Below are 12593 nucleotides of genomic sequence, written 5' to 3' on the forward strand. Positions count from 1 at the left end.
GACTTTTTATTTTTCTATTTAAAAAGAAAAGATAAAATAATTCAAAACCCCGTAAAATCGATGTATTTTTGAAATAAAGAATTCAGCTCATGAACATTAAAAACGCACAAAAAGCAGTCGATGAATGGATAAACCAGCACGGGGTACGCTATTTTGATGAACTTACCAATATGGCCCAACTTACCGAAGAAGTAGGCGAAGTGGCCCGTATCATTGCCCGCCGCTACGGTGAACAAAGCGAAAAAGAAAGTGATAAAGGCAAAGACCTTGGCGAAGAACTGGCCGATGTGCTTTTTGTAGTGCTTTGCCTGGCCAACCAAACCGGCGTAAACTTAGAAGAGGCCTTCCATAAAAAACTCGACATCAAAACCAAGCGCGACCACGACCGTCACCACAACAACGAAAAATTAAAATAATGTTCAAAAAAATTGTAACCCATAAAGGATTTTGGAAATCGGTAATAAGCTTGGCCATTGCCTTTGTTTTTTTATTCATTATCGTAAAATGGGCCTTGGATGGCTTTAGTGGTGATTTTTTTGCCGAACGCAATCCCTACCTCTTAATTGGCGGAAGTCTTTTGGCCGGTCTGGTCTATGGTTTTTTTGTAACCTACGGAAAGTTTAAAAACAAACTGAAACCATAGGTTTTGACCACTCTTCAAACCTATTTAAAATAAGACTTAGAACTTTTAATCGCAGGACATTAGTCTTGTTTCCCAATTTTTTTAATCCTAAGTTTGATTACTCTTAGACTTCGGATGTTTATCATTTTATTAAAAACAAAAAAAATTAAGCAAATAATACACTTTTAAATGAAAGCCCTGTTCACGAGCAAAAACAACAAAGCACTTTCGGCCACCATACAGGTTTCTGGCTCCAAAAGTGAATCCAACCGGTTATTGATATTGCAATCGCAGTTCCCTAACCTAAAAACGGAAAACCTTTCGGAAAGCGATGATACCATGGTACTGCAAAAAGCACTGTTGTCCAAGCAAGGCGAAGTCGATATTCACCATGCCGGTACGGCCATGCGATTTTTAACAGCTTATTTTGCCACTCAACCAGATGCTTCAGTAGTATTGACAGGCAGTGAGCGCATGCAACAACGGCCCATAAAAATTTTGGTCGATGCACTAAAGAATTTGGGAGCAGAAATAAAATACCTTAAAACCAATGGTTATCCCCCAATTGCCATTTCCGGAAAAAAAATCACTAAAAACTCTGTTTCCATCGCTGGAAACGTAAGCAGCCAGTACATTTCAGCTTTATTATTAATCGCGCCTTCCTTACCAAACGGCTTGACCATTACCATTACGGGCAAACTCACTTCGGCGCCATATCTTCGTATGACGGTTGCTTTACTTCAAAAAATTGGGGTTTCTTGTATTTTATCTGAAAATACCATTTACGTAAAACCTGTTGCAGAAATTGAAAATAAAGCGGTTTTAATAGAATCAGATTGGAGCTCGGCCTCTTATTTTTATAGTATGGTCGCCCTTTCCGAAGCGGCGAGCATCACCTTGAAAGGCTATTTCAAAAACAGTTTGCAGGGCGACTCCATTTTGGCGACTATTTATGAAACCTTGGGCGTTACCACTCGTTTCAATGAAAAAGATGCCTCGATCACACTTACAAAAAACAACGCCCCAATTGCCGACCACGTATTGCTGAACCTTGCCGATGCCCCGGATATTGCACAGACCATTGCCGTTACCTGTTTCGGGCTGGGACTGGGCTGTAAATTAACGGGGCTGCACACCTTGAAAATTAAAGAAACTGATAGGTTGCTGGCACTACAAACCGAATTAAGGAAGTTAGGCGCCAAGATAACGGTAACCGATGATTCGCTTGAAATGGCCACTTCCGAAGCGAAAAACAGCAACAAAAATATACTTATACAAACCTACAACGATCACCGCATGGCCATGGCCTTCGCCCCTTTGGCATTAAAAGTGCCTATTGAGATCGACGATGCCGGCGTAGTTTCAAAATCGTTTCCCACCTTCTGGGAAGACATTCAAAAAACGGGAATAAACGTTGATTTTGAATAATAATTGCCCTTTTACTTGACAACGCCTATGCGCAAGTTGTATATTTGCAACTTTTTACGATAAAACAGCACTTTCTATGGGAATGAAACTTTCAAATTTCAATTTCGACTTACCAGCCGAATTATTAGCCGAATATCCAGCCTCTAACCGCGATGAAGCCAGATTAATGGTCTTAAACCGAAAAGAGAAGACCATTGAGCACAAAATGTTCAAGGACCTCATCGATTATTTTGAAGAAGACGATGTATTGGTACTCAACAACACTAAAGTCTTTCCTGCTCGGTTATTTGGAAATAAAGAAAAAACAGGAGCCCGCATTGAAGTATTCCTATTGCGGGAATTGAACCCTGAAACCCGACTTTGGGACGTTTTGGTAGATCCCGCCCGAAAAATACGCATTGGCAACAAGCTGTATTTTGGGGAGGACGAATCGTTGGTGGCCGAAGTGATAGACAACACCACCTCCCGCGGACGGACGCTTCGTTTTCTATTTGATGGCTCATACGAAGAGTTCAGGAATAAATTGACCGAACTGGGTGAAACACCACTGCCCAAATACATAAAAAGAGAGGTAGAACCCGAAGATGCCGACCGTTACCAAACCATTTATGCCAAAGAAGAAGGCGCCGTTGCCGCACCAACAGCAGGATTGCACTTTTCAAAACATCTTTTGAAACGTCTAGAAATTAAAGGCATCAACTTTGCCGAAGTTACCTTGCACGTTGGCCTGGGGACCTTTAGCCCGGTGGAAGTTGAAGACCTTTCGAAGCACAAAATGGATTCTGAAGAGATTGTTTTACCACAAAACTCCGTTGACATCATCAACCAAGGGATCAACAGGAAAAAAAGAGTGTGTGCCGTGGGAACGACCGTGATGCGTGCTTTGGAGAGTTCTGTTTCTTCAAACAGTATGCTCAACCCGTATGCTGGATGGACCAATAAATTTATATTCCCTCCCTACGATTTCAGCATTGCAAACTGTATGGTTACCAACTTCCATACACCAAAATCCACTTTATTGATGATGGTAGCCGCTTTTGCAGGCCACGATTTTGTAAAAGAAGCTTATGCTGAAGCCATCAAGGAAAAATACAGGTTCTATACCTATGGCGATGCGATGCTTATCATATAAATAACGCAATAACTTATTTAAATTATGAAAATCCTGATGCTTGCATCGGGATTTTTTCATTAAAAGAGGCGGCCAATATTTTCCCATTACAAAATAATCAAGTATCTTGTAGTGTTGTAACCGTAACACGGTCAAGAGCGTATGAAAAAAATTACCCTTTCTTTTCTTCTACTTTTTTCAATATGCGCGGTGTTTTCCCAAGAAAGTACCCACCACATACCTATTAGCTGGGAAACACAAAACATTGAAGACATTACCACCTTCGATTTGCCACCATTGGATCTTTTGGGCCTACAACATGAAGACAGTATCAACGACCTCGACAAAAGTCTTCCTTGGCGGTATGGGGTGGAGCGCAGCTTAAAAATAGATGTTCACAAAAATGGGGCACTCACAATTTTGGACAATGGTGACAAAGTATGGCGCTTGGCCATCAATTCGCCAAATGCGGTCAATATGAGCATCAATTTTAACCAATTTTATATTCCTGAAGGCGCCAAGTTGTTTCTCTACAATGAAGACCGCAGCGATTTATTAATGCCTTTAACACAAAACCAAAACCGCAGCAACCAGCAATTGGGCTCTTGGTTTATAGATGGTGAAACTATTTTCGTGGAATATTACGAACCGGTCTCAGTACAAGACGAGGTGCTTTTAAACATAAACAGCATAATACACGGCTACCGTATGGGGCAAGTGGAACGGTATGTAGAAGGTACCCGTGGCCTTAACGATTCGGGCGATTGCAACTATGACGTAAATTGCCCCATTGGCGAAGATTTTGACAGTCAAAAAGACATTCTGAAAAAAGCCATCGCTTTGCTCAATTTAGGAAACGGCTACCTATGTTCTGCCGTCCTCATCAACAACACCAGTAAAGACAAAACACCGTATTTACTTACCGGAAACCACTGCTTGGACTATAGCGACCCGGCATTTTGGTCCGTTAGGTTCAACTGGATGAGCCCAAGCCCCGTTTGTGGGGAAGACGATCCCAGCCCGGACCTTCAGACCAATTTTACCATGAGCGGTGCCGAGTTAAAAGCAGCCAATAGCCGCAGCGATTTTGCACTGGTAGAACTCTATAATGAAATTCCCTCCTCTTGGGATGTTGCTTTTGCAGGTTGGGACATTACCGATGAGCTGCCACAATTTGAAGTAGGGATTCACCATCCCAATGGCGATATTATGAAGGTATGCCGGGACAATACGGGAGCCATACATGAAACAGCAAACGGCACCGAAGTTTGGCTTGTTGGCGGTGTTTCTGTCGGCGAAGGAAATGGTTGGGAAATAGGCACCACCGAAAGCGGGTCGTCAGGTTCACCCTTGTTTAACCAAAACGGAAAGATCATTGGGCAACTTTATGCAGGAAACGCTTCTTGCGACGGACTGGAAAACAACAACGAATATGATATCTATGGTCGTTTGGCCGTTTCTTGGGACGCTGGAACAAGTTCTGAAAAACGGCTGAAAGAATGGTTGGATCCCAACAACACAGGGCAAACCGAACTGGAAACCATACAAAACCTATTGAACGTGCCCGATTTTGACAGTACAGGCGAGTTAAAAATATACCCTAACCCTGCATCAGAAATCATTACCGTCATGAACAGCCGGTATCCAAACCTCTCCTACCATTTTTATACTGTAACAGGCCAGCAAATAAAAGCAGGCACCGTTTCAGACACCATGAACACCATTTCGGTGGCGCAACTGGCTGAAGGCATTTATTTTCTACGATTGACCGATATGGACTCTAATTCGAACATGACTCAAAAAGTGGTCGTTAGCAGGTAGCCTTTAGTTGGCAATTGAAAAAACCATTGCTTTCAGTATCCAGCATTCTACATCCAGCCTCCGCTTTCCAATCCTTCGACTTCACACAGAACAAACTTCAAAACACAAATACTTCTTAATCATTCTGTAAACTGATTTCTAAACCGTAATTTTGCAATCTTATGGTTTCAGAAAAAAAAGACATCCGCGCATTATCAAAACAGGAGCTCCGTGACTTTTTTGTGAGCATTGGCGATCAAGCCTTTAGGGGCAACCAAGTGTACGAATGGCTATGGAACAAAGGCGTCCATAATTTTGATGAAATGACCAACATTTCAAAGGAAACACGTGCTCATTTAGAACAAAATTTCGTGATCAACCATATTGAGGTGGACAGTCTTCAAAAAAGTAACGACGGTACCATTAAAAACGCCGTTAAACTGCACGATGGTTTTGTGGTAGAATCGGTATTGATCCCTACCAAATCGAGGACAACGGCTTGTGTTTCTTCACAAGTGGGTTGCAGTTTGGACTGTAAATTTTGTGCCACCTCCCGCTTAAAACGAATGCGCAACCTAAACCCGGATGAAATTTTCGACCAAGTGGTCGCCATTCATAAAGAGAGTTTGCTGTATCACGATAAGCCATTGTCTAATATTGTTTACATGGGAATGGGCGAACCGTTGATGAACTACAAAAACGTGTTGGAATCCATAAACATGATCACTTCGGAAGAAGGTTTGGGCATGTCTCCAAAACGGATCACCCTTTCCACATCGGGCGTGCCTAAAATGATCAAAAAGCTGGCCGATGATGAAGTGAAGTTTCATTTGGCGGTTTCCTTGCACGCTGCTATCCAAGAAACTCGGGAACAGATCATGCCTTTCGCCAAAAATTTCACCTTGGAAGATCTTCGGGAATCGCTGGAATATTGGTACAAAAAAACCAAACGTCGCGTTACCTACGAATACATTGTTTGGAACAACATAAATGATACCGAAAAAGATGTGGATGCTCTCATACAGTTTTGTCAAGCGATTCCGTGCAAAGTAAACTTAATTGAGTACAATCCTATTGACGATGGCGAGTTTCAGCAGGCAGCCAACTCGGCAATCGATATGTATATTGAAAAACTGGAGCACAACAAAATTCCGGTTACCGTGCGCAGAAGCCGCGGGAAAGACATCGATGCCGCCTGTGGGCAATTGGCAAACAAAAGCTAAGTTTTTAAAGGCTTTTCTACTATTTACAAAGGCATCAACTTTTAGCCTTATTAGATATGGAAGTTTCAAAAACCAAAAACTTTATTGTTCTTTAAAGGTTCCAAAGGTTTGGGTTTTTACTTATTTTTGAAACAGCAATGAAAATCGTTTCGCAAATAAAACTTCCCATTGAGAACGAAATGGAGCTTTTTGAAAAAAAGTTCTCTGGTGCCATGTCTTCAAAAGTAGCATTGCTTAACCGCATTACCCATTATGTAGTAAACCGAAAAGGGAAACAAATGCGGCCTATGTTCGTGTTCCTCATTGCAAAAATGACCGGCAATGGCACGGTCGAAGAACGTACCTATCGCGGTGCTTCGGTTATTGAGCTTATCCATACCGCAACTTTGGTGCACGACGATGTAGTGGACGACAGCAACCGACGGCGGGGTTTTTTCTCTATCAATGCGCTGTGGAAAAACAAGATTGCCGTTTTGGTTGGCGATTATCTGCTCTCAAAAGGATTATTGTTGTCGATAGACCATGAAGATTTCGATTTATTAAAAATAATTTCGGTCGCTGTTCGTGAAATGAGCGAAGGCGAATTGCTTCAAATAGAAAAAGCGAGACGCCTGGATATAACCGAGGCGGTTTACTTTGACATTATCCGCCAAAAAACTGCCACGCTTATTGCTGCTTGCTGTGCAATGGGAGCCCAATCGGTCAACGCACCAAAAGAAGAAGTGGAAGCCATGCGCGAGTTTGGAGAATTAATTGGGATTGCTTTTCAGATTAAAGACGATCTTTTTGATTATGGCGAAGAAAAAATAGGCAAGCCCACCGGAATTGACATCAAGGAACAAAAAATGACCCTTCCTTTGATTTATACATTAAACACCGTTCCTCCTAAAGACAAACGATGGCTTATCAATTCGGTAAAAAACCACAATAAAGACAAAAAACGGGTAAAACAGGTTATATCTTTTGTTAAGGATACCGGCGGCCTTGATTATGCCGTTTCAAAGATGAAAGACTACCAGCAGCGGGCTTTAGCGATTCTTCAAAACTACCCCAATTCACCTTATAAAGCTTCGTTGGAGTTGATGGTAAACTATGTGATAGAACGAAAAAAATAGAGTGTTTTCAATAGTAATTTATAATCCCTATCGGGCTCACAAATTCACTAAAATTGACTTGTCAAGAATAGGTTGAATAATCAGTTCGAATGATTTTGATTGACCTGCAAGGGCAAACAAAACAGTATCGAGAACAAGCATCCGTCACTGATCATCCAGCATCAAACACTCTTTCCTCTACTCTTTTTTATAAATATCCTTCCGGTAGCCTTCGTCTTCGCCTTCCAATATTTGCAGGTAACTTTTATAGCGCGACCAGGCGATTTCTTGGTTTTCCAAAGCCTCTTTTATGGCGCATTGAGGTTCATTAACGTGCAAGCAGTTATTGAATTTGCAGTCTTGTTTTCGTTCAAAAAACTCGGGAAAATAATCACCCAATTCTTCTTTGTCAATTTCAACCACGCCAAAACCGCGTATTCCCGGCGTATCGATAATTTGGGCACCAAAGGAAAGGTCGTGCATTTCGGCAAAGGTTGTGGTGTGCTGCCCTTGTTGGTGTTGTTGGGATATTTCAGCAGTTTTTAAATCGAGCGTGGGTTCAATAGCATTTACTAAAGTGGATTTTCCTGTACCGCTATGGCCCGAAAACAAGCTTACTTTATCTTGCATCAAAACTTTCACCTTATCTACATTTTTTCCTGTTTTTGCTGAAATGCCGATGCACTCATACCCAATATCCCGGTACAAAGCAGCGAGATATTTCACTTCCAGCAACTCTTCTTTGTTGTAGGTGTCCACTTTATTGAAAAGCAAAACAGCCTTAACATGATACGCTTCGGCTGTGATTAAAAAACGGTCTATAAACGTGGTGAAGGTTGGGGGATTGTTTAAAGTGACCAATAAAAAAGCAACATCTATGTTTGCTGCGATAATATGGGTTTGTTTAGAAAGGTTGACCGATTTGCGGATGATGTAATTGTCCCGCGGCTCAATTTTATGAATCACACCAATGGTTTCATCGCCTTTGGTCTCCACTTTAAAAACTACCTGGTCACCAACAGCCACTGGATTTGTGCTTTTTATGCCTCCAATCCTGAATTTTCCCTTTATACGGCATTGATAAAAATCACCTTGTTGCGATTTTACGGTGTACCAACTTCCGGTAGATTTATAAACAGTGCCTTTCATGAATACAAAAGTGTAAAATTAATTTGAAAGTCACGTTTCTTTAAAAACTTTCTTTTGGTGCCCGATGGATTCTTGGTGAATTGCTTTGTACAAACGCAACACAAATTCTTCGCTTAATTTATTGTGTTCTCCGGCTAAAATCATCCTGCCTAAAATTTCGTTCCACCTTTTAACTTGTAAAATGGCAACGTTATGATCTTTTTTAAGCACACCAATGTTATCAGCAATGTTCATCCGTTTGCCCATCATTTGGACAATTTTGTCATCAATGACATCAATTTGCGCCCGTAATTTGCTCAATTCATTATTAAACTCCACTTTATCATCCCCTTTTTTTCGAATGCGCAGATCGACCGTCATTTTATCTAATGTTTGTGGGGTAATTTGCTGTTTGGCATCGCTCCATGCACTGTCAGGATCGAAATGGGTTTCGACCATTAAACCATCGTAGTTTAAATCTAATGCGGTTTGGCACAATTCAAAAATAATATCGCGCCTCCCAGCAATATGCGAAGGGTCTAAAATCAAGGGCAAGTCTGGAAACTGATTTTGCAAATCAATGGGTATTTGCCATTCTGGATTGTTACGGTATTTGGTTTTTTCGTAGGTAGAAAAACCACGGTGAATAACGCCTAAATTCTGAATATTTGCACTATAAAAACGTTCCACGGCTCCCAACCACAACGCCAAATCTGGATTGACCGGGTTTTTGATTAACACCGTTTTATCGGTTCCTTGTAACGCATCGGCAATTTCTTGAACCACAAAAGGCGAAACAGTGGTTCGGGCTCCAATCCATAATATATCAATATCGTGCTTTAAGGCTAAATCCACATGATTTGTATTGGCCACTTCGGTGGTGGTCATCATACCGGTTTGGTCTTTTGCTTCCTGAAGCCATTTTAAACCCAAGGCTCCAACACCTTCAAAGTTTCCAGGACGGGTTCTGGGTTTCCATATCCCGGCACGCAGCACAGAGGCATCGGTATCTTTTAATTGGTGTGCAATTGCTAATACTTGTTCTTGGGTTTCGGCACTGCAAGGCCCTGCAATCACCAACGGATGATCCAGGCCAAAAGCGTCTAACCAATTGCGTAATTTTTTGCTGTTTTGCATAATTTTTTAAACCTATTTGCTGTTAGGCACGATAAAAAAAGTCCCATAAAGGGACTTTTATATATAATAACATAAGTACAATAATCCCGGTAGGCTACAGTTTAAAAGGATGCCACCAATAAAGTGAACGATTGCACATAATTGTTTTTTTAACAACCGCTAAAGTAGCTAATAAATATTCATTTAAAAAAGGTTTTATGTAAATTTTAAATCTTTCACAGCAATAAATTTATGTAGTTTTGTTTTTAAAGATATGTCAATAACCGTTTCAAATATTACTAAAGCCTACGGAAGTCAAAAAGCACTTAAAAATGTATCATTTGACATTTCAGCAGGGGAAATTGTTGGTTTTTTAGGCCCAAACGGAGCCGGAAAATCGACCATGATGAAAATATTGACCACGTATCTTCCTGCTTCAGAAGGCACCGCCATGGTGAATGGATTTAAAATTTCAGAAGAAAACCACGACGTCAAAAAAAGTGTAGGCTACCTGCCGGAACACAACCCATTGTACCTAGAGATGTACGTACGGGAGTTTTTAAGCTTTCAAGCTGAAATATACAATATTCCAAAAACCGAAATAGAGCGCATTATTGAACGTACCGGTCTTGTACCTGAAGCTAATAAAAAAATACAGCAACTTTCAAAAGGTTATCGACAACGAGTAGGAATTGCCAGCTCATTATTACACAATCCTGAAGTACTTATCTTGGATGAGCCTACTACAGGTCTAGACCCCAACCAATTGATTGAAATACGCGAGTTGATAAAAAGTATCGGAAAAGAAAAAACAGTTTTGCTATCCACCCATATCATGCAGGAAGTGGAAGCTATTTGCGACCGGGTGATCATTATCAATAAAGGCGAAATTGTATTGGACAAAAAACTGAGCGAATTACAGTCGGGCCAACAGCAAATCGTGGAAGTGGAATTTGATTATCGCGTGGAAACAGTTGCCTTACAACAACTGCCCAATGTGACAAAAGTAGAAAACCCTGGCGGGCATTTTGTTTATAATATTTATTTTTCTTCGGAAAAAGATATGCGCAGTTGTGTTTTTGATTTTGCATACGACAATGGATTGAAAATCCTTCAGCTTCACCAAAAAAACACAACGTTGGAAAAACTCTTTGTTGAACTGACTACTCCTCAAAAATAAGGCGGCCCCGGTACAATTGTTCCACCTCTACGATGGGCGGACGGTTTTTAGCAACTACATTTCCCAAACTCACCAATTTCCCTCGAATGGCCTCTTGCGGGTTAACAATCATATCTTGTGTGCCGCGGTGAAAGACTGACAATTCCCCGACTATTAAGTTTGCAGCTTCTATACGCGAATCTCCCGCATAAATGCCAAAGTTGGCTTTGGTTGCCGTTCCGGAAAGAAAAAAATTGGACAGCCCGTTGGCTACTATTTGTAAATTTTCAACTTGAAGGTCCAACTTAAAATCTCCATCAATATGGTAGGCGTCTTCATTTTCTTGATCTTCGCTTATCAGCGACAGATTAGGGAACGACAAAGTGCCAATACCTTCAACAGCCAAGCCTGAGCTGTTTCGAATCCTATCGATATTGGGCGTGGTTACATAGACTTTTGTCAAGCCATAATCGCGCACCAAGTTGCAGCCGTTGGTATTGCGCAGGTTCAACACGCCGTCTTTTACGTGTACTTCAATATCGTTCAACAAGTTTTCACCGGTTTCGACGACCACTTTTTGAGTGTCGCCTTGTTTTATAAAAAGTTGCGTACGCTCCCATACCGTAATTTTACTGAAGGTATCGACCGTAAATTCTTCTTGGATGATATCGCCAGCAGCCTGAAAGCAGTTCAACCCTTTGTCGGAATCACATCCAAAAAAGGCAAGTAACACTATGATGAAGATTGATTTTTTCATATTCTGGATCATTTCAGCAATCATTACAAACGGATACCCACTCCAAATTCTACACCTTCAGCTTTGGCCCAATGGGCTTTTACGGTTACCGAGGCAAATATAGTGTTGTTATAAAAATAGCGTTTTAAGCCCAAGCGGTTGTACACCCTGTTTTCAAACTCGTATGGGTAATAAAGGTAATAACCCAATTGGGACACAAAAGCCACTTTGTTGAAACGGAGTTCATGGCCCACAAACAGCCCTACTCTTTTGTAATCTTCATTGCCCGAAAGCTTATATTCAGGAAAAGCAATCGAGCGGTAATAAATCAGTTCTTTTAAAAAATTGGCAAAAAACACATCAACCCCGGCCTGAAAGGTACTTTTATAATTAATGCGCTTATCCACAAAGGCCGAAGCCACATAAAACGGATACTGTCCTTGCCCTACCACATCGCTTTCGTTCCAACCAAAACGGAACACAAAGTTATATTTCAGCTTTTCAGCGTGGGAACTGCTTGGCGGATCGTCTTTTTCAATATATTCGGGAAAATTATCATGATCGAACAAATAACTGAGACCAACGTTAAAAGCCCACGTATTGGTACTGTTGTTGGGCGCACGCAAATTGGCATTGCTATAATGAATAATGTTGAAACCGGCGTGAAACCCCAGGCCTTTATACAGGTTTTCTTTCACATAATTGGCTTTTAAAAAAGTGGTGCTTAAAAAACGGGTGCCGTAGGCGTTGTTTATATAGTTGGTTTGCCGGTCGTACGGATTATTGGCATATGCCACACCCTGTCCCAGTCTAACGACCAGGTTCCTGTTTAAAAAGTACCAGTTAAAATGCCCATACACTCCATAATTTTCGCCCAGATATTGGTTTTTCATGTTTTGATAGGTAAACGTAAACCCCCAATCTGGGTAGTGATAGCGGCGTTCCCATTCGTTAAAACCGTAAGTTTTTTGGTTATAGCTAAGGATAAAACCTCTTGGGTGCCCCGTGATTAAATGAGCAATATCGGGGTTGTGCTCTAAAATGCTTCCGTAAAAATAATCGGCTTCCAAAGAAAACGGTTTTTGTTCTTTTTCTTGTGAAAAAAGACAACCTGTAAGCAAAAAAATTAAAAGTACGGAAAGTAGGTGTTTCATATTTTTAAACAAGGCTTAAATA

General features: G+C 41.1%; 12 protein-coding genes. 8 read left to right on the forward strand and 4 right to left on the reverse strand.

Annotated features, from left to right (window positions below; all coding sequences use genetic code 11):
• Window positions 1-89: 89 nt before the first annotated feature.
• The 7 genes from DDV96_RS00820 (at window position 90) to DDV96_RS00850 (ending at window position 7299) form a co-directional block, all read left to right on the forward strand.
• Window positions 90-416: a nucleotide pyrophosphohydrolase gene (locus DDV96_RS00820; protein WP_116692840.1), complete on the forward strand. Its 327-nt coding sequence runs from the start codon at window positions 90-92 to the stop codon at window positions 414-416.
• Window positions 416-643 (forward strand): hypothetical protein, encoded by a 228-nt coding sequence (locus DDV96_RS00825; RefSeq protein ID WP_116692841.1) that lies wholly within the window; start codon window positions 416-418, stop codon window positions 641-643. The genes DDV96_RS00820 and DDV96_RS00825 overlap by 1 nt, the downstream gene beginning before the upstream one ends.
• 168 nt (window positions 644-811) lie before the next feature.
• On the forward strand, window positions 812-2050 hold the full coding sequence (gene aroA, locus DDV96_RS00830; RefSeq protein ID WP_116692842.1) for a 3-phosphoshikimate 1-carboxyvinyltransferase: 1239 nt from the start codon (window positions 812-814) through the stop codon (window positions 2048-2050).
• Window positions 2051-2132: 82 nt separating this feature from the next.
• On the forward strand, window positions 2133-3182 hold the full coding sequence (gene queA, locus DDV96_RS00835; RefSeq protein ID WP_116693182.1) for a tRNA preQ1(34) S-adenosylmethionine ribosyltransferase-isomerase QueA: 1050 nt from the start codon (window positions 2133-2135) through the stop codon (window positions 3180-3182).
• A 141-nt stretch (window positions 3183-3323) separates the two neighbouring features.
• The gene (locus DDV96_RS00840) at window positions 3324-4982 is read left to right on the forward strand and encodes a T9SS type A sorting domain-containing protein (protein ID WP_116692843.1); all 1659 of its coding nucleotides are present in this window, start codon (window positions 3324-3326) and stop codon (window positions 4980-4982) included.
• A gap of 161 nt (window positions 4983-5143) precedes the next feature.
• The gene (gene rlmN, locus DDV96_RS00845; RefSeq protein WP_116692844.1) at window positions 5144-6184 is read left to right on the forward strand and encodes a 23S rRNA (adenine(2503)-C(2))-methyltransferase RlmN; all 1041 of its coding nucleotides are present in this window, start codon (window positions 5144-5146) and stop codon (window positions 6182-6184) included.
• Window positions 6185-6321: 137 nt separating this feature from the next.
• Window positions 6322-7299 carry a polyprenyl synthetase family protein gene (locus DDV96_RS00850; RefSeq protein WP_116692845.1) on the forward strand — a complete coding sequence of 326 codons (978 nt, stop codon included), beginning with the start codon at window positions 6322-6324 and terminating at the stop codon, window positions 7297-7299.
• Between the two features lie 177 nt (window positions 7300-7476).
• Here the strand turns inward: DDV96_RS00850 and rsgA are convergent, their stop codons facing one another.
• Window positions 7477-8427, reverse strand: a complete 951-nt coding sequence (gene rsgA / locus DDV96_RS00855; RefSeq protein ID WP_116692846.1) for a ribosome small subunit-dependent GTPase A — start codon at window positions 8425-8427, stop codon at window positions 7477-7479.
• A 30-nt stretch (window positions 8428-8457) separates the two neighbouring features.
• Window positions 8458-9543 (reverse strand): bifunctional 3-deoxy-7-phosphoheptulonate synthase/chorismate mutase type II, encoded by a 1086-nt coding sequence (locus DDV96_RS00860; RefSeq protein ID WP_116692847.1) that lies wholly within the window; start codon window positions 9541-9543, stop codon window positions 8458-8460.
• Between the two features lie 253 nt (window positions 9544-9796).
• Between DDV96_RS00860 and gldA the strand changes: the two genes are divergently transcribed.
• Window positions 9797-10702, forward strand: a complete 906-nt coding sequence (gldA, locus tag DDV96_RS00865; protein WP_116692848.1) for a gliding motility-associated ABC transporter ATP-binding subunit GldA — start codon at window positions 9797-9799, stop codon at window positions 10700-10702.
• Here the strand turns inward: gldA and DDV96_RS00870 are convergent.
• Window positions 10686-11438, reverse strand: coding sequence for a head GIN domain-containing protein (locus DDV96_RS00870; protein ID WP_116693183.1), 753 nt, complete (start codon window positions 11436-11438; stop codon window positions 10686-10688). The two genes, gldA and DDV96_RS00870, sit on opposite strands and share 17 nt — an antisense overlap.
• Before the next feature lie 23 nt (window positions 11439-11461).
• Window positions 11462-12571, reverse strand: a complete 1110-nt coding sequence (locus DDV96_RS00875; RefSeq protein ID WP_116692849.1) for an acyloxyacyl hydrolase — start codon at window positions 12569-12571, stop codon at window positions 11462-11464.
• Window positions 12572-12593: the final 22 nt, after the last annotated feature.

The sequence above is a fragment of the Marixanthomonas spongiae genome, from assembly GCF_003095375.1.
Lineage (GTDB): Bacteria > Bacteroidota > Bacteroidia > Flavobacteriales > Flavobacteriaceae > Marixanthomonas > Marixanthomonas spongiae.

Bases quoted from the DNA above. Each gene is read 5' to 3' on its own strand.
- DDV96_RS00820 (WP_116692840.1), top strand. From the start codon at position 90: ATGAACATTAAAAACGCACAAAAAGCAGTCGATGAATGGATAAACCAG.
- DDV96_RS00825 (WP_116692841.1), top strand. From the start codon at position 416: ATGTTCAAAAAAATTGTAACCCATAAAGGATTTTGGAAATCGGTAATA.
- aroA (WP_116692842.1), top strand. From the start codon at position 812: ATGAAAGCCCTGTTCACGAGCAAAAACAACAAAGCACTTTCGGCCACC.
- queA (WP_116693182.1), top strand. From the start codon at position 2,133: ATGAAACTTTCAAATTTCAATTTCGACTTACCAGCCGAATTATTAGCC.
- DDV96_RS00840 (WP_116692843.1), top strand. From the start codon at position 3,324: ATGAAAAAAATTACCCTTTCTTTTCTTCTACTTTTTTCAATATGCGCG.
- rlmN (WP_116692844.1), top strand. From the start codon at position 5,144: ATGGTTTCAGAAAAAAAAGACATCCGCGCATTATCAAAACAGGAGCTC.
- DDV96_RS00850 (WP_116692845.1), top strand. From the start codon at position 6,322: ATGAAAATCGTTTCGCAAATAAAACTTCCCATTGAGAACGAAATGGAG.
- rsgA (WP_116692846.1), bottom strand. From the start codon at position 8,427: ATGAAAGGCACTGTTTATAAATCTACCGGAAGTTGGTACACCGTAAAA.
- DDV96_RS00860 (WP_116692847.1), bottom strand. From the start codon at position 9,543: ATGCAAAACAGCAAAAAATTACGCAATTGGTTAGACGCTTTTGGCCTG.
- gldA (WP_116692848.1), top strand. From the start codon at position 9,797: ATGTCAATAACCGTTTCAAATATTACTAAAGCCTACGGAAGTCAAAAA.
- DDV96_RS00870 (WP_116693183.1), bottom strand. From the start codon at position 11,438: ATGAAAAAATCAATCTTCATCATAGTGTTACTTGCCTTTTTTGGATGT.
- DDV96_RS00875 (WP_116692849.1), bottom strand. From the start codon at position 12,571: ATGAAACACCTACTTTCCGTACTTTTAATTTTTTTGCTTACAGGTTGT.